Source organism: Pseudoalteromonas sp. NJ631, from assembly GCF_000276645.1.
Classification (GTDB): Bacteria; Pseudomonadota; Gammaproteobacteria; order Enterobacterales; family Alteromonadaceae; genus Pseudoalteromonas; species Pseudoalteromonas piscicida.
Map to the genome: position 1 here is coordinate 90,223 of NZ_AKXJ01000005.1, position 17,590 is coordinate 107,812.

Genomic DNA, 17,590 nt, shown 5'->3' on the forward strand with positions numbered 1-17,590 from the left:
CTAGTTTATTCACTCATCTAAATGATACTTTTTAAGTGTTGCCTGATAAATACCATTCGTCTTAAGTTGTATCAAACCCTTATTGAACACCTCAATTATTGCTATTGCATTCGGATGAGATTTGCTAACGCCAATATGGAGCGGCCATTGTGCTATGGTCGGTTGATGTACTTTGAAGCTGCGAAATTCAGCGTGTTGAGATTGTAAATACACAAAAGCAAGCTCGTCGCTAACTACAGCATCTACTCGCGCTTTATTGAGAAGCGACAAACAGGAAGTCAGGTTTGTGAGCTTTTCTAGGCGAATTTGTGGGATCTGAGCGAGTGCAATTTCAGAACGAAAGCCCCGAATAGCACATACACTTAGTCCTTTAAGATCGTCCAACTCTTTAAAATGAATGGTTGGCTCTGTACGTGAAATAAGTACCAGCCTATTACTGTAATAAGCATTGCTAAAAATAAAGCGTTCATCGCGACTTTCAGAACGCCATAAAGCGGGGATCATATCGACCTGCCCTTTCTCAACCATTCGCATGGCACGACTGAATGGCATAATGAGCATTTCAAAATCTTGATTCTCGGCCTTAAATGCCGCGCGAACTAAATCAACAGTAAAACCGGAATGTTCGTTAATGACGTAGGGAGGCCAAACATTATGCGCTCCCACTATGGCATCATTTGCCGATGATGTGCATGACAGGGCAATAAACAGAAGGCATGACTGTTTTACACTCTTTATCGCCATGTTTACGCACTCCCGCCTTCACTTTCAAACTAAGTTGACTGGCAACTTTGCTACAAATATTTGCTCCGTTCCTAATTGAGTATAGCGCAACCGTTGCATCTCGAAATATATACATAATTGCTCACAGGCAACGTTTGAATATGGCATAAAATTCAACGACTTTTGTCCTTCAACACACAATTTAGTGTAAACCAATGTAAACAAACAGTGAAGTTTAATTGAATTGTCATCAATAGCGCTTAAAATACTGCGTCCGAATAAAAATTCGGATAATTCTAATACACGGGAAAATAAAAAATGATTAAAAAATCTATCCTAGCTTCAGCTATTGCATTAGCTTGCCTAAATGCACAAGCAGAGGTGATTATCTCTGAGTATGTTGAAGGTAGTAGTTATAACAAAGCCATTGAGCTCTACAATGGTAGTGATGAAGCTGTCAATCTAACTGGTTACTCAGTCAATTTTTTCTTTAATGGCGCAACAGAAGCTCGCACGAATATAGAACTAAGTGGTGAACTTGCGGCTAAATCAACTTATGTTATTGCTCATGCTGACTCCGCAGCAGAGATCATCGCAAAGGCACAGTTAACAAACACAAGTAGCTGGTTTAATGGTGATGACGCCGTTACACTTACGCTCAATGGTGCAGTTGTTGATAGCCTAGGTCAGGTTGGTGTCGACCCAGGTAGTGAATGGATTGATGGCGATATTAGAACAAAAGATAAAACGCTTGTCAGAGATCCTGCAATAACCACTGGCCGCACCGATGCAACTTCTGCATTTGTTGGCGCTGGACAATGGCTTGCACTTGCTAAAGACGATTTTAGCAACCTAGGTATCCACATTAATGGCGGTGACGTACCTGAGCCAGAGCCTGTTATCTGTGGCGAAAATAATACCTTGATCAGTGCCATTCAGGGCGCAGGTAATGCAAGTCCATTGGCAGGAGAAACGGTTGAAGTTCAAGCTGTTGTCACTGCAAGCCTGCAATCAGATGCAGGACTTGGCGGCTTCTTCATTCAAGAAGAAAACACCGACTATGATGCTGATAGTAATACGTCCGAAGGTATTTTTGTCGTATATTCTGCAACACCAGTAAGCACCGGCGATGTGGTTAAATTACGTGGTAAAGTTGAAGAGAAATATGGTCAAACTCAACTTATTAACGTCGACGCAATTGAGCTATGCGGTTCTGCAACGGCTTCAGCGACTACCGTTACTTTACCTGCAGAGAATGGCCTTGAAGCCTACGAAGGCATGTTGGTTTCGATTTCAAATGAGTTGGTCGTTAACGATACATACGGACTTGCGCGCTACGGCGAAGTACGCTTAGGTACTGAACGTTTATACCAAAGCACTCAAGTAGCAACTCCCGGTGATGCAGCAAACCAGCTAGAAGCTGAGAACAAGCGCAAAGAAATTTTACTTGATGATGGTTCATCAGTACAAAACCCTGACGTTATTCCTTATCCATCACCCACACTAGATGCCTATAACACCTTACGACTGGGCGATTCAGTGACGGGCCTTGAGGGTGTAATGGGATATGGTTACAGCCAATACCGTATTCACCCAACAACAACACCAAACTTTGTTCATACTAATCTACGTACAGAAGCACCTCAGGTAGAAGTGCGTGGAGATTTACGTATTGCTAGCTTCAACGTATTAAACTACTTCAATGGTGATGGTCAAGGTGCAGGCTTCCCAACGTCACGAGGAGCTGACAATCTAGAAGAGTTTGAACGCCAAAAAGCAAAAACAGTTGCTGCAATTTCAGCGCTCGATGCCGATATTATTGGTCTACTTGAAGTAGAAAATGACGGCTTTGGTGAGTTTAGTGCAATTGCCGACCTCGTTAACGCTTTAAATGCAGTAGACTCTGCTAACACTTATGCATTTGTAAACCTTAATGTTGACCAAGTGGGTGGGGATGCAATTACATCCGGCATCATTTATCGTAGTAACAAGGTAGCTGAAGTAGGGACGCCAGCATTTACCGAAACAGTACCATTTGATTACGGTAACCGTCCTCCTGTCGTACAAACGTTCAAAGAGGCAAACGGTGAAGAAATCTTCACTGTGGTCATGGCTCACTTACGCTCTAAAGGCAGTTGCTCAAAAGCAGAAGGCCTAGATCAAGACCAAAATGACGGTCAAGGTTGTTGGAACCAAACTCGAGTCACTGCGGTTAATACCCTAGCGACTTGGCTTGGCACAAATCCGACGGGAGTTGCAGAAGATGATGTGATTATTCTAGGTGACATGAATGCGTACGCTCAGGAAGATCCAATCAACACCTATGTCGAGAATGGTTATGCCAACATCAAGCAAACGCTTCATGGCAATAGCTTAGATTATTCATACGTGTATCAAGGGCGTATCGGTAGCCTAGATCACGCCTTTGCTTCAAACACGATGATGGAAAAAGTAAAGTCGGTAACAGATTGGCATATCAATGCTGATGAGCCCGTCGCGCTAGATTACAACACTGAGTACAAATCAGACACTCACAAAGCAAGTCTTTACGCAACACACGCTTATCGCGCATCGGATCATGACCCAGTGGTTATCGACCTTAACCTTGCTAAAGAGCCGACGATTATCGAAGGCGAGTTTACAGGCCTTGCAGGTTGGTTCTGGTGGCAACATCGCTCAATCGAGCTACCAGCGGGCTTTGATAAACTAGAAGTATCAATCACAGGTCAAGGCGAAGCAGACCTATATGTGCGCCATAAGAAAATGCCAAACTTCTTCAAGTACGACTGTCGTCCATACCTTTGGGGTAGTGAAGAAAGCTGTGTATTTGACGAGCCAGCAGAAGGTAAATGGAATTTCCGCCTGCGCGGTCTATTCCCTTACTACAATGTAACTATCAAATACAAAGCGACAAAAGCGAATTAATTGCTGCTTTAATGTAAAACCCAAGAGCCAAGGCTCTTGGGTTTTTCTTGGTCTTTCAACTTACTATAATCACAACTAATTAATCATACTTTCAGAAAGGACACTTATTCTCTAAGTTAAAAACTATAAAATGTCCGATTATCGCCGTTTCATGTTGCCACGACAGGCTGGGTTAATATCAGCTATAAAATGACGCCAACACTTTCTGAATAAAAGGCCATTTTTGTTGAGTATATTGCTCACGATCATCTTTGTATTCTTGCGCTAATCTTTGCTTTAACGCACAGTACTCAGCGCTTAAATCTGATGACGCTCTTAATTTATCCCTAAAAGAAATGCGCTCTTGCCAAAATGCACTATCGAAGGGAACAAGATGTAAGTGATGAGTTCTAAACTCAGGCGTTGGTTTGCAAAACCAGTGCATTACGTCAGCTTTATAGGGGTAATAACAATAACCGTGTTGAGTAAGGACTTTGATAGCTTCTTTTGACGCTTCTAGCGACTTAACACCCACCATAATATCTATCACCGGCTTAGCAACCATACCAACCACAGCTGTACTACCCACATGTTCAATATCACCTTCAATCCAAGGGCATAGCAAAGGCGCTAACCTTAGCTCTTCATCTTGGAACATCCGTGGCCAATCTTGATTATATTTAGAAAGTGAAATAGCTTGGTCTGCCATTGAAAGGAAGGTCCTGTAATTGCTCTAAGTTTGGTTTGGAACTGTATACAGCTAAAGCAAAGCTTTGCTCATCACCACTACATCAACGCCTCGGTAATTGACGTTTTCGAGCGGTTGCCAGCCGAGTTTTCGATATAACCCGCCCTCAGGATGCTCTGTTTGTAAATATAACGTTTTGACACCGAATTTAATGGCTAACCGCTCCGCTTCTGTCACTAAGCGTGACGCCAACTGCTTTCCACGATAGGGCTTGTCCACATAGACACCACCAATCCAGTGCTCTTTATCTGTGTAGATGCTCATTTCATGAAATTTAAGCTGCACGACTCCTGCGATTGTGTCGCCATCAAGTGCAACGATTACACAAGGAATGGCTGACTCGTTAAGGTAGTCTAAAAGCTTTTGCTCAAAACGCTCTACAGAAGCCTCTTCAACAATGCTCCCCCACTCGTCAAAGTACCACTTAGCAATAATTGGTATCAGCGCTTTGTGCTGTGCTAAAAGTTCAAATTCCATTTTAATTGCCTCAAATCATAAAAGCGCGGATACGTTCGCGCGCTATGCAGTAAAACGCTACACTTAACGCCCCGGAATGGAGGTAAATTCACAGTTTCGCTTTGCTTCATCCAAATTTTTTTGCCCTTGAATTACAAAATAATCAAGCTTCGCATCGATTAATATAGCCTGACGCGCAGGGTTATTATCATCGGGGTTCCAACGCCACTTTCTTATAGCCTGAAGTGCGCTGATATCAAAAACGCCCTCGGGATAACTGCTGGTGATTTTATAGCTTCCCACTCTCCCATCTGGGGTTATACCTAACGTCAAAGAAACACATCCCGATATCCCATCTTTGGCCGCCTCTATTGGATACATAGGTTCTATCCGGCGTTTTTGAACCCAATAACCATCCGCTTGAGTTTTGATGGGTAAATGTCGCATATCTACATAGCGAATATGTTTTAGCTCTTCAGCTGTTAACGGTACAGAAGTGTTACTAGTTTGACATCCGGAGAGTAACAGCAACGCCAGGAAGGTTATTCTTTTCATGTCACGTTTAGTCCTTTAAAATCAAGCACTGTAATTAGTTCCCTTTTATAGGTCAAGCTTCATAAACTCAAGTTAATTTCTATTTAACTGGAAGTTTAGATAAGGAGAGAGACAACTCATTGTTTTAAAATCACTTTTAATCATTTTCTTATCTAGCAACTCTGACTATTTAATTGATAGATATAGACATCATGCTTTTCACCGCCTATATCCAAAAAGGCATTTAGACGGTTTTTGCGTTTCATCCCTAGCTTCAGCATCAACCGCTGCGATTGTTGATTGCCTACAGCGCATATGGCCTGAATGGTATCGACAGAGCACTGTTGAAAAGCCGCCTCTATCAACGCCGCAGCAGCCTCATAGCCGTAGCCGCAACCAATTTCATCCTCCGCTAATCGAAATCCAATTTCACCAACCTTTTTCTCTTCGTCGACATATTTAAAAACTAGCTCGCCAATCAGTTTTCCTTTTTGTTTGTTCACTATAGCCAAGATCAAGCGCTCATCGACGTCACCTTTCCATGGTTGGCAAGCTTGAATTAGTCTCTCTCTTGCCGATTCGAACGTGGCAGGCGCACCGATATATTTTGACGTATTTGGGTTTTTCCGATGGCTGTAAACCGCATCTAAGTCGTCCATTGTCATTCGCCTTATGGATAAACGTTCTGTTTCAAGCTGCATTGTTATTTTTCCCTACCCTAAGATCACATACATAGCCATCAGTTTCATAGATAAACGCTATGTAGCAGAAACCCTGCATTCTATTACTCTTTACAAATCGGCATAAGGACAGTGCGTAAATGCCGCCAAGTTATAAACAGTAACAGTGCACAACCAAAAACGAGTGCCGCGAGTGACTCAACGCCACTCAGTAGCCATCTGTTGACCAACCATGCCACGCAAGAAAAAAATAACAGCTCAACCGCGCCGACTAGCGCATTTGCTGTTCCTGCTTTCTCTGGATGTAACACGCCAATAAGGTGCATGTAACTTGGAAAATAAGCGCCAAATACAAACATAATCGCAGCATAAGCAAGCAAAACAGCAAGCGCACTACCACTTGCAAATAGCAGCAATAACACGCTGACAACGAGCGCCGGCCAAGTCCAAATCACGATATCCAAATAAGTGCGCTTGCGCTGCAATACCTTAGTTAATATTGACCCTATGAGTAAGCCAAACATGGGGATCATCATCGCCTGACCTATTGCGTTGGCTTCCAAGCCAAACTGCCGTGCCAATAAAAACGGCAGATACAGTTGAATGGTGAGATACAAAAAAGTAGGCAACCACTTGAGCGACGCAAGGGAAATAAACGAGCGATTTAACAATAGACTTTGATATTCATTAAAGAGCGCTTTTGGCCTCAGCGACATAGTAATTTTACTGCTCTGCTGCATAGTTTTATAGCCATAAACCAGTATCAGAATATAGTAAGCGAACGCAAACCATGACATCCCCTGCCACCCTACCCAGCCAGATAAAACACCAGCTAAAAATGGACTACAAATAGCAGTAACACTCACCGACATTGATAGCGTCGCCATCGCGCTTTTAAGTTCACTACCTGATAATCTAGCAGCAAGAAGCGTTCTACCAATTAACACCGGCGACGCAGCACCAATGCCTTGCAACACTCGACCGATAAAAAATACCTCGGCGCTAGATGCAATAGAACAAAAAACCGTCCCTAACAGCAAAATACCCAGCCCACTAAAAAATAAAGGTCTATCACCAAACTTATCTCGTAGCGGCCCAACCAGCAGTTGCGCAGCTCCTAGTGTAGTGAAATAGCTAATTACTGCTGCTTGTCCTTGACTAGGCGTAAGCTGTAAGGAATCAGTGATATTAGGTAAAACAGGGATGTAGATTTGGCTTGCGAGCTGAGAGCAAGACATCAGCAAAACAGCTAAAAACACAACTTGAAACACGTCAGCCCCTCTTAACTTAATAAAGGGTAATTTTACTGAGCTTTTAATATCCAAAAAACAAGGTAATAATAAAAACACTTATTCCCATCAGGAAACAATTAATGGATTGGTTAACCGGAGTGCGTAGTTTTAGCAAAGTTGTAGAGTTTGGCAGTTTTACTCGTGCCGCAGATGAAGAGGGGGTTTCAGCGTCTGCAGTGAGCAAGCGAATTGACTGGCTAGAACAACAACTTGGCTTAACGCTATTTATTCGCACTACTCGCCAAGTCAATCTCACTGAGGCTGGTGAACATTTCTTACCGAAGGCTTCTCTATGGCTTGCGCAGTTTGAATGTTTAACTGATCACGGGCAAGCACTGAATCAAGCGCCATCTGGTAGCTTAAAAATCGCTTCAACACTCGCGGTAGGCAGTACCATTTTAATGCCAAATATCGCCTCGTTTTTAGCCAAATATCCTAAATTAAAAATTCATCTTAATGTCATCGCCCCTGGCGCACACCCAGATCTTACTCACGATTTAGTGATCACACGCTACTATGAAGCTTTTGACTCAGCCTCTCATAAAGGCAGCAGACTCATTGATTATCAAATGCAGATCTTTGGTGCTCCTCACTATCTCAAACAACATGAGCCTATCAAGTCCCTTGATGATCTGCGCCAGCATAAAATGTTGTTAAGCAGTTATTATCATAAACTAGGCGGGATTATTTTAGAAAATGGCGACGTCTTCCAATTTGACAACTATAACTTCGTCTCTGATCAACTCGACGCTATGCTGACAGCAGCAGTACAAGGTTTGGGACTGGTATTTATTGCGCCTAGCTACGTGAAAAGAGAGCTCGACCAAGGTTTACTCATACCTGTATTACCTGAAGTAAAATCCGAAACAAAACAATTATGGGCGTATTACCCCAAGACAAACTACACCCCCTATAAAACCCAACTTTTTATCGAACATCTTAAAAATCACCTTAACTCAATGGAGTAGAGAAGAGTGGCTTTCACATTTGTTCACAATTTAAGTACAAAAATTCCTCTAAAGATTTAGAGCCATATGGTAATTTAGGGTGTTTACTCAATTTTGTAGTACTAATCAGTACTAACCGAGTATTTCGCTAAATAGTGCTATACGCAATAACTTTAAAGGACTAACAATGAGTTTTAATCTCTTTAAGAAAACCACACTGGCAACGCTAGTCTCTGGGCTAGCAGCAATGAATGCACAAGCAAGCCAACCGCTTAGTTTAGATACCATCACTAACCCAAAAATAGATTGTGATACAAAAACTGAATTACTAATGGCAAATGCTGAAAATGGCAAAAGTGACAATTTATTGCCCGCCGAGTCTATGTTGGATGTACTCAATACCCACTGCTTCCAAGAACAAAAAACTACAACTGAAACCGAACGAAACCCACCAGAGTTAAGATCAATCCACTTGACCTCCAACTCAGTTAACGTCAACGACGGTGACAAAACCGTTGATATTACATTAAGATTTTATGATGAAAGCGGTGTAAAAGGCACACGCGTTTATTTATCGCCTCCGACAGGATTTAGTTGGGGTGACAATAAATCAGCTGCCGCCGCGAATTGGCAGAAAACAGACGAGCCGGGGGTTTACGAAAGTAAGGTCAGTTTCACTTTTACCGATGCCGACGTTAATGGTAAATGGTTTTTAACCCTAGGTCATATACTTGACGTAAACAACGCTGTCCGATTTTGGCTACGCGAGAGTGAAATTGAAGCTGCGGGCTTTAACCCACATATCATCGTCGCGAATGATAAAGTCTCTGAGGGCGTTAACCCTGAAATAAAATCTATTACGATTTCAGACACTGAAGTTGATGTAAATACAGGCGATAAAACGGTTAATATAGCCGTAGAAGCTTATGACCAATCAACAATGTCTAAAGGTGTAATTAGGGTTTCGCCACCTAGCCAGTATAAATCACTTGCGATAAAACAGGCTGAGTCATCTGATTGGCAAGAAACGGATGTCGAAGGAGTTTATCGTTCGAATTACTCTTTTACCTTTACTGATAAAGATCTACCAGGTGAATGGTTTGTTGCCTCTGCGATGCTCACTGATAGCAATGGAAATATGGGCGCTTACAATCGAGGCCACTTTAATCAGCTCGGTCTACCTTCCGTTATTACGGTTAAAAATCAAACCGAACTAGATATTGTGCCACCAAGTATCGACCATATTGCTTTCTCATCAAACCAGCTAAACTCAACGAATGGTGAGCAAAACGTTACTTTAACCGTCACGGCGTCAGATATATCTGGCATCGCCAAAGGCTACTATTCTCTCAGGGCACCGGAAGGCTCCGAAGCGAAAGATAAACTCTTCACCATAGAACAGTGGCAACAAGGCAGCGATCAGAATGCATTTGTTGGCACTACAAGCCTAAATTTCAGCAATGATGACTTGCAAAAAGGTCAAGGTGTTTGGCAGTTAGATGCCAACATTCAAATAGATTCTGCTGGCATATATAGCCAAGGAGTGAAAGCCCGAGAATTAACAACGTTAGGCGCTACACCTTACATCTTTGTTGATGAAGAACAGATCAGTAAAATCTCAGTGAAGGATATAACGGGAGCAACACAGGTAAAAACCGGAGTAAGCAACCAAGTTACGCTAGAAATAACTGAAAACACATTGTCCAGTTTACCACGCCTATTTGATCTCTATCTAGACTCAGAAGCCGCAGTACAGTTTGATTTTCACTCTATAGATCAAGAATATATGGTCAGCTGTGAAGATCTAAATAATCGTCGTTCATGCCGCTTTAGTAATGGTCCTGATATTAAGTCAGTCCAAGTTTCGTTTACTGTAACACCAAGCGAAGCTGGCGTGTTTGCACCAACGATTCGCTTTTCATCAGAAGTCCCTGAATTAGACTACACAAACAACAAAGTCGCATTTCAGGTAACAGGCTATGAACCACAGCAATTTAGTGTCGTGTTTAAGAACTGGGATGGAAGCGTGCTTTCTACTCAAACTATTGAAGAAAATAGTGCAGCAACGGCTCCTCAAGTTCCGCCCCGAGAAGGTTATACATTTACTGGCTGGAATACAGACTTTAATGATGTCAATCAAGATCTTACCATTACGGCACAATTTGAGATTAACAAGTATCAAGTGAAGTTTGTGGATTGGAATGACACCGTCATCAAAGCAGCAGAAGTTGCTCATGGACAAGCAGCAACGCCGCCCACTGAGCCAAAACGAGATGGTTATACATTTACCGGTTGGGATCTAGCTTTTGACCAAGTCACCAGTGAGCTGGTTGTAAAAGCACAGTACAAAGCGAACTCAACGCCAACGACGACCGATAAGGAAGATAAAGGCGGTTCAGGTGGTGCGTTCGGCTACTTGTTTATTCTACTGAGTAGCGTCATGGTTGCAATTAGACGCAGAACATTACGCTCGCGCTAACTGGAAAACATCTTAAGGGAAGAATAGACTCAACCAAGTAGCCGATTGAGTCTATTCTATTTAGCTGTAGTGGTGTGATTATCAAGGGATACTGACGGTATAAGTACCAAGCGATTTTGACGTAATCACACTATCAACGTTACCTTCATTCTACAAAGCGGCCGTTCAGCCAACCATTTCTGGCCCATTTTAATTTAACGTAATTACTCAATAGCAGGTCGTAGTATAGAAATCACAGTACATTTCCTTATGACTGATAGCTATGGAGTGGTGTTTGAAAGCTCACCAACTTTTTTTCGTTTCTTTGTTCAGCGTGGCATGGAAGCTTTGCTTTACGAGCTTGTTGAGTTCGTGAACGCTAGAGTTGCCCCAAAGGCTACAAGTCCGACACCGCAGGTTTGATTAACTCTGTTTCCAACTTTTTGAAAAACAGATAATACTTTTTCAGAAGTGACAAGAAATGAGATCAAACAGAACCACAAGATATGTAATACAGAAATGTATAGCCCATAAATCAACGCAAAGTATGAACTATTATCATTGTGCGGGGAGATAAGCTGACTAAATATACTTAGAAAAAACAGCATTGTCTTTGGATTCAGCATATTACAAAGAAAACCCTGTGTAAAATATTTGCGTGCGTTGTCATTCTGCAGCGATATCGATACAGTCTTGCAATCAAATTTAAGTTTTGAACAAAAGATGCCTGTAATCCCTAAGTAAATCAAGTAGGCTGAACCCGCGTATTTAATCATGCTAAACAATATTATGTTCTGTGATAATAAGTGACCAATTCCCAATATTGAGTAAGTAATATGAATACAGACACCTATCCCGATACCAAGTCCGGTCAATAACCCAGCTTTCCTTCCATTGTTAATACTGTTTTTTAACACCAAAACAAAGTCAGCGCCGGGACTTACAACGATTAACAATCCCAAAACTATATAGCTTGTTATCTCCACATTCATTCTCTAATATTGTCGATTTAGGATTATTGTAAGTATTTTTTTAGCCAGATATAATCGAAAAAAACGCATAAATTATGTGAGAAAAAATCACAGATGAGACACCTTAAAGCCTTTCATGTTTTTCATATCGCCGCAGAGTCTTCCAGCTATAGTGTGACGGCAGATAAGCTTCACATAACTCATGGAGCAGTGAGTAAGCAGATTAAACTATTAGAAACTTACCTTTCTCTGCCACTGTTTTACAAAAAAGGCCGGGGAATGGTGCTTACCCCAGATGGAGAGTTACTTAAGCAATATACCAATGTGGCTTTTGATGCATTAGATCAAGGTATTATTAAGTTAAGAAGTACCAAAAATAATTATCTTGAAATATCATGCGAGCCTACATTAACCATGCGCTGGCTTATGCCCAGACTTTCGGACTATTACAACCTATCTGGCACTGATATAAGGTTATCTACTGCTGGGGGCCCTATCACGCTAGGAGAAGCTGGCTTGTCGATGGCAATTCGTCGAGATGACTTTGATATACCCTCAGATTATGTAGTACAAAAGTTAGTTGAAGAATGGGTCGGTCCTGTTTGTTCTAAAGAGTACTGGAATAAGGTTCAACATGATTATTCGAATATAACCCTGCTTCACAGTAAGACACGCCCAAGCGCATGGAACAATTGGTTGATGAAATCAAACAATGGAATTCATCTAAACAAGTCTAATCAATCATTTGATCATTTTTACTTCTGTCTACAGGCAGCCGCAGATGGACTTGGAGCTGCAATTGGCTCATACCCTCTAGTTGCAGATGATTTGACTAATGGAAGGCTGGTTGCACCTTTCGGCTTTATTTTATCGGGGCATAATTACGTATTACTGCGGCAATCAAGCGAATTAGGAACGAAAGAGGAGCACTTTCAGCATTGGCTTAAAAATAAGCTTTCTAAGTGTGTACCTGACAATTAGGAGTTTTCCACCTTCGATTCAGACAGAGCAGGCTAAGGTGCTTGCGCGACTGCGCTTGTCTGCTGGAACCAAGCTTTCTTGCAAAGAGCCCTTTAATCGCACTATTTTCTAAGCTGGCTTCAGCATACATTTTTTGAGCTTAAGGTTTTCTTCTACAAGCTTTTTAACATCAGAAGCCTCCGTAACACCATACTTCTACTTCCAGTTGTAAAACGTACCATTGCTAATGCCGTGTTTACGACATACGCCCTCACTTTCATAACTGAGTCAGCTTCTTTTAGCACAGCAATGATCTTTGATTCGGTAAACGTGATTTTTTTATAAATTAGTCTCCGCTTTAATGATTGCAGAAAACTCCAATTATGGATGTCTCATTTTATGGGAAGGTGACAATACAACACTCCAATACAGCGCATAAACTCAACTTGATTGGATAAGTTAAAATCAAAATACTATTCATTTATGCACCTAAATAGGAAAAAGTAGATATTTTTTTCGTTCCACCTTTGACAATTATTAATATACAGCTAACTTTGTTACCAGTCTGTTTCAAAGGTTAATTTTAAAATAATTATAAATAGGAACAATAAGATGAAAAGAACACTACTTACTTTGTCTATCATGTCGACGTTTGGTGCTACTACAGTTTTTGCACAAGATGCAACGTATCAAGGCGCAGCCGTGGATGCGGAAATTGCGAATACCTGCATCGTGCGTTTTAAAGATGATGTTTCAAAGTTTGATGTTGAAGGTAAAGCGCGTGGCATGGTCGCAAAAGCGAATGCACAAGCGAAACATGTCTATAAAAACACCATTAAAGGCATGGCCGTGAACATGAGCTGTGACAAAGCTAAATCTGCGTTTGCAGGAAATAGCGATGTGATGCGCTTTACTCCCGATGGTAAAGTGTATGCAAGCCCAGCAAAGGCAAAGGGAAAACCAGGTGGTGGTGGTAACCCACAAACAACACCTTGGAGTGTAACGCGTGTTGGTGGTCCTGTGAATGGCAACGGTTATACCGCTTGGGTTATTGATACTGGTATCGACTTAGATCATCAAGATTTGAACGTTGACGCAAGCCGCGGTTTCTCTGCATTTTCTAGCGGTAGAAATGCAGGCATGGACGACGGCAACGGCCACGGCACACACGTTGCGGGTACGATTGGCGCGCTCGATAACGGTATTGATGTAGTGGGTGTTGCAGCTGGCACCACTGTCGTTCCAGTAAAAGTGTTAGATGCTCGCGGCTCAGGCAGCTGGTCAGGTGTTTTAGCTGGTGTCGATCACGTTGCGGTCAATGCAAGTCCTGGCGACTGCGCAAATATGAGCTTGGGTGGCGGCTTCAACCAAGAGCTAAATGATGCCGTTGAAAGCGCAGCGCAACAATCTGGTGCTTTCTTTGTGGTAGCCGCTGGTAACGAAAGCCAGCACGCTGCAAATGTGTCTCCAGCTAGTGCGTCACACAACCGCGTATTCACTATTTCTGCGACCGATTCAAATGACCGTTTTGCAAGCTTTTCAAACTATGGCAACCCACCTGTAGACTATGCAGCTCCTGGTGTTGGCATTCTATCACTGAAAAATGGCGGCGGAACAACGACGATGTCAGGCACATCAATGGCTTCGCCTGCCGCATGTGCTGTGATCATGATGCGAAATGGTAACCCAGGTACTGATGGGAAAGCATCGAACGATCCAGATGGCAATGCAGATAGCATTGTTCATCTTTAATATGGCTTAGAGGGCACCTATCGGTGCTCTTCTCCTCTCCCGAGCCCCCCTTCCCAGCTCAATAAACTATTGTTACAAATAAACACGCCCAATTCTGGAGCTGATGCTTAATATGTTGCTAAACTGAGGACAACAATAATAATCAAATTTACTGGAATCGCTATGTCATTACAAAAATGGGGAGGCGTCGCCGCACTCACAGAAGCTGCGACTTATTTATTTGGCTTTGTATTATTTTTTGGGGTTTTGGACTCAAGTGAGCACAATACGCCAGCGCTTTATCTAGATTTCTTTGTGCAAAATCGCGATACCTTTTTTCTTGGTTATATCGTGATTGGGATTATTTTCAGTTTTGCTTTGATTGTGTTGGTGCAGGCAATTCATCAACGCTTTAACACCATGTCACCTGACTGTATGAAGTTTGCAAGCGTTGTTGGCTATATTTGGGCGGCGATTGTCCTTACCAGTACTATGATTTTTTTAACCAGCATTGAAGCGATTGCAAAATTTTATGAGATGGATCCTTCGCTTGCATTAACAGTCAATCGCACCATTTCGATAGTGGTAGATGCACTTGGCGGTGGCATTGAATTGGTTGGCGCGATTTGGGTGCTTACAATCAGTTGCGTCGGTCTCAAGCATAAAATATTTAGTCCACTGCTACATTATTGGGGTTTGCTTGTGAGTCTAGCTGGGATTTTAACTTTATTTTCAGGTTTATCTTACCTTGCCACAAACCCATTTTTTGAGGTTACTACGGCTATATTTGGTCTTGGACAAATCCTATGGTTTATAGGATTTGGCGTGATGCTATTGAGGAATAAGACACCATCAGAGGTTGCTCCCGACTAAGTTAAGGCACAACCACTGCTGGAATAATATCCCCAAAAGTGATCGCCAAAGCCACGCGTTTACTCAGGTTCTGGTAATACTGGTGGAGTGCTATCCATATAAGTCAAAAAGTTAGCCCAAAGTGTATGGGTTCTGGTTTTAACTAATTCCTTACGACACTCGAGCGCCATCACACCGCGAATAGTGCCTTCTCGCCATTGGGTATATACCGCGCCGCAGTGTGCATCGAGGTAGATTTTCCACGCCAACTGCGAGGCTTTTATCGCTTCCACCAGTTGCTCATCAAAAGCATTATGTTCAAGGCTTTTTTGGTAGTAACGTTCAAGTGCTTCGGTTCGCGCGTTAAGCTCGCTCATTGCACACTCGTTGATGTCTATGGTTGAGATAGGGTTTTCACACACATCTCCTCCCGCCAACGCGATTTGACAATTTAATAAAAACAATACAGCCGCAATTAGTTTCATGGTATTTCCTTTTGCGTTTAACCTTTAATGAGTTTCAACATATTACCGATGGAGTCGAGGTTAATTCCACCCATCAGCTCTGGATTATTCAACGCGTAGAGGTAATCCTCTATTGAGGTGCAATCAATCTCGTCACGCAGTTCAACAAACCCAGCCCAATTTTCGAGGTCATCTTCGTCAATTTCACCGCTGAGATATTTTGCTAATACCACACTTAACATCGCCTTGCTGATAGCGAGCGATACTGCGCTGTTATCGCTCAATAGTATATCTAACGCCTGCGCTTTGTGTGGGCCGAATGTAACAAACTCGGCCAGTGCTTGTTGCTTATTCATGATTTTTCTCCAGCTCTGCGACCAAAGCAAATAACTCACTCAGCCCAGCTTGCTGTTGCTCGACTTCTTGCGCCGCAAAGCCTAAGCGAATATGACTTAAACTACTAGCCTTATCGAGAGTAAATTCAGGCTCACATTGTACGTAAATCCCTTTTTCAAGCGCTTTTTCAGATAATTTCGAGACGTCGCGTTTGCTGTTTACCCAATACGCCATACCGCCTTGTGGAATTTCAAAGTCGATATCTAACTTAGCTTTAAGCTCGCTTAGGTGCTGCGCCATCGCATGATGGCGTACTTGATAGAATTTGGTCATGCGGCGTAAATGGCGCTCAAACCCGCCCTCTTCCATCCAGTAAGCCACAGCCAACTGGGTAAGCGCATCATTTTTGTGATTAAGTAGCTGCTTACGTGCCACCAATTGTGCAAGCACATCTGTCCGCGCACTCATATAGCCCACACGAGCACCGGCAAACATGATTTTTGAGAAGGTAGAGATATAAATCACAATACCACTTGGATCGCTTGCCGCCATCGGCTGTAACGGTGGGCAGAGATAATGAAACTCATGGTCGTAATCGTCTTCAATAATAAACACGCCATACTGCTGGCACAGCTGATAAATCGCCATTCGCCTCGGTACGGATAACGTGACCGTCGTAGGGTATTGATGCAGCGGTGTTAAATACAGCAGCTTCACCTTGTTTTGTTCAAGGCAGCGCGCCAAGGCCTCCACTTTAATACCTTCTGCGTCTTGCGCTAATGCAAAAACTTCAGCGCCCGCATTGGTAAAGGCGTGCCGAGCAGGTGGATAACCAAGCATCTCGATGGCAACACCATCACCTGGATTAATAAATGCATTTGCCACCAAAGAGAGTGCTTCTTGGGAGCCATTACAAATCAGCAAGTCATCACATACTAGTCCCCTTGCTCGGCGCAAATACGCCTGAATTTGGGATTTCAGTAACTCGCACCCCGCAATGTCTGAATAGTGAAAGTGACTGACATTGGTTTTGCGACACGCCTTTACCAAAAACCGCTTAAACTCATCATAGGGAAAGGCATGAAGATCTGGTAAGCCCCCTGCAAAACTATAGCGGTAGGCCGTACGCTTAGTGCTGCTTACTGGAGTCAGTCTTTTAGCAAATTGCGGTACGATTTGTGGTGTAGAAGGCACCTCTGAAGTTATCTGTTGGCTACTGAAAATAGGCAGTTCAGTATTGACTCGATAGCCGCTGCGCTCTTTAACCACCAGCCAGCCTTCAGCTACCAAGTTTTGTAGGGCATTCATCACCGTGTGCCGATTCATACCATGTAACTCAGCCAGCTTTCGGGCGGAAGGAAGTTTATCACCGGGGGTGAGTTTACCTTCGGTAATGGCGCAGCGTAAAACATCTGCTAAGCGTTTATGTTTAACATCTTGAGACTGTGTTTTTGGGCTAATAGAAATCAAAACTGGTCTAATTAAATTATTAAGTCTGGTTGTTTTATATCAACCAAAATCAGCGCAATATGCA

Annotated in this window: 16 protein-coding genes and 1 pseudogene; 6 read left to right on the forward strand and 11 right to left on the reverse strand. The window is 42.7% G+C overall.

The window, feature by feature from the left end:
• Positions 1-9: 9 nt before the first annotated feature.
• Positions 10-744, reverse strand: a complete 735-nt coding sequence (locus tag A587_RS0110685) for a substrate-binding periplasmic protein (RefSeq protein ID WP_017217580.1) — start codon at positions 742-744, stop codon at positions 10-12.
• A gap of 297 nt (positions 745-1,041) precedes the next feature.
• Between A587_RS0110685 and A587_RS0110690 the strand changes: the two genes are divergently transcribed.
• Positions 1,042-3,648: an ExeM/NucH family extracellular endonuclease gene (locus tag A587_RS0110690; RefSeq protein ID WP_017217581.1), complete on the forward strand. Its 2,607-nt coding sequence runs from the start codon at positions 1,042-1,044 to the stop codon at positions 3,646-3,648.
• Positions 3,649-3,826: 178 nt separating this feature from the next.
• On the opposite strand, the gene A587_RS0110695 is transcribed toward A587_RS0110690, so the two are convergent.
• From A587_RS0110695 to A587_RS0110715, 5 genes are all read right to left on the reverse strand, one after another.
• Positions 3,827-4,336 carry a GrpB family protein gene (locus A587_RS0110695; RefSeq protein WP_017217582.1) on the reverse strand — a complete coding sequence of 170 codons (510 nt, stop codon included), beginning with the start codon at positions 4,334-4,336 and terminating at the stop codon, positions 3,827-3,829.
• Positions 4,337-4,387: 51 nt separating this feature from the next.
• On the reverse strand, positions 4,388-4,852 hold the full coding sequence (locus tag A587_RS0110700) for a GNAT family N-acetyltransferase (RefSeq protein WP_017217583.1): 465 nt from the start codon (positions 4,850-4,852) through the stop codon (positions 4,388-4,390).
• A 63-nt stretch (positions 4,853-4,915) separates the two neighbouring features.
• On the reverse strand, positions 4,916-5,386 hold the full coding sequence (locus tag A587_RS0110705) for an energy transducer TonB (protein ID WP_017217584.1): 471 nt from the start codon (positions 5,384-5,386) through the stop codon (positions 4,916-4,918).
• Between the two features lie 152 nt (positions 5,387-5,538).
• Positions 5,539-6,066 carry a GNAT family N-acetyltransferase gene (locus A587_RS0110710; protein ID WP_082086199.1) on the reverse strand — a complete coding sequence of 176 codons (528 nt, stop codon included), beginning with the start codon at positions 6,064-6,066 and terminating at the stop codon, positions 5,539-5,541.
• Between the two features lie 83 nt (positions 6,067-6,149).
• On the reverse strand, positions 6,150-7,316 hold the full coding sequence (locus A587_RS0110715; RefSeq protein ID WP_026000962.1) for an MFS transporter: 1,167 nt from the start codon (positions 7,314-7,316) through the stop codon (positions 6,150-6,152).
• A 101-nt stretch (positions 7,317-7,417) separates the two neighbouring features.
• Here A587_RS0110715 and A587_RS0110720 point away from each other — a divergent pair, with 101 nt between their 5' ends.
• Together A587_RS0110720 and A587_RS0110725 are read left to right on the forward strand one after the other, a co-directional pair.
• Positions 7,418-8,305: a LysR family transcriptional regulator gene (locus A587_RS0110720; RefSeq protein WP_017217587.1), complete on the forward strand. Its 888-nt coding sequence runs from the start codon at positions 7,418-7,420 to the stop codon at positions 8,303-8,305.
• A 166-nt stretch (positions 8,306-8,471) separates the two neighbouring features.
• Positions 8,472-10,763, forward strand: a complete 2,292-nt coding sequence (locus tag A587_RS0110725) for an InlB B-repeat-containing protein (RefSeq protein ID WP_017217588.1) — start codon at positions 8,472-8,474, stop codon at positions 10,761-10,763.
• 332 nt (positions 10,764-11,095) lie between these two features.
• Here the strand turns inward: A587_RS0110725 and A587_RS0110730 are convergent, their stop codons facing one another.
• A complete protein-coding gene (locus A587_RS0110730) occupies positions 11,096-11,734 on the reverse strand; it encodes a LysE family translocator (RefSeq protein ID WP_017217589.1) in 639 nt (212 codons plus the stop codon).
• Between the two features lie 93 nt (positions 11,735-11,827).
• Here A587_RS0110730 and A587_RS0110735 point away from each other — a divergent pair, with 93 nt between their 5' ends.
• Positions 11,828-12,694 (forward strand): LysR family transcriptional regulator, encoded by an 867-nt coding sequence (locus A587_RS0110735; protein WP_017217590.1) that lies wholly within the window; start codon positions 11,828-11,830, stop codon positions 12,692-12,694.
• Positions 12,695-12,727: 33 nt separating this feature from the next.
• On the opposite strand, the pseudogene A587_RS25260 reads toward A587_RS0110735, so the two are convergent.
• Positions 12,728-13,020, reverse strand: a pseudogene (locus tag A587_RS25260) (transposase); the annotation flags it as partial.
• A 265-nt stretch (positions 13,021-13,285) separates the two neighbouring features.
• Here A587_RS25260 and A587_RS0110740 point away from each other — a divergent pair.
• Both A587_RS0110740 and A587_RS0110745 read left to right on the forward strand, forming a co-directional pair.
• Positions 13,286-14,425 (forward strand): S8 family serine peptidase, encoded by a 1,140-nt coding sequence (locus A587_RS0110740; protein ID WP_017217591.1) that lies wholly within the window; start codon positions 13,286-13,288, stop codon positions 14,423-14,425.
• A 162-nt stretch (positions 14,426-14,587) separates the two neighbouring features.
• Positions 14,588-15,277 carry a DUF4386 family protein gene (locus tag A587_RS0110745; protein ID WP_017217592.1) on the forward strand — a complete coding sequence of 230 codons (690 nt, stop codon included), beginning with the start codon at positions 14,588-14,590 and terminating at the stop codon, positions 15,275-15,277.
• A gap of 59 nt (positions 15,278-15,336) precedes the next feature.
• On the opposite strand, the gene A587_RS0110750 is transcribed toward A587_RS0110745, so the two are convergent.
• From A587_RS0110750 to pdxR, 3 genes are read right to left on the reverse strand one after another with little or no spacing between them, the layout of a single operon-like run.
• On the reverse strand, positions 15,337-15,741 hold the full coding sequence (locus tag A587_RS0110750; protein WP_017217593.1) for a lysozyme inhibitor LprI family protein: 405 nt from the start codon (positions 15,739-15,741) through the stop codon (positions 15,337-15,339).
• Positions 15,742-15,758: 17 nt separating this feature from the next.
• A complete protein-coding gene (locus A587_RS0110755; protein WP_017217594.1) occupies positions 15,759-16,076 on the reverse strand; it encodes a hypothetical protein in 318 nt (105 codons plus the stop codon).
• Positions 16,069-17,526, reverse strand: a complete 1,458-nt coding sequence (gene pdxR, locus A587_RS0110760) for a MocR-like pyridoxine biosynthesis transcription factor PdxR (RefSeq protein WP_017217595.1) — start codon at positions 17,524-17,526, stop codon at positions 16,069-16,071. The genes A587_RS0110755 and pdxR overlap by 8 nt, the downstream gene beginning before the upstream one ends.
• Between the last annotated feature and the right edge of the window lie 64 nt (positions 17,527-17,590).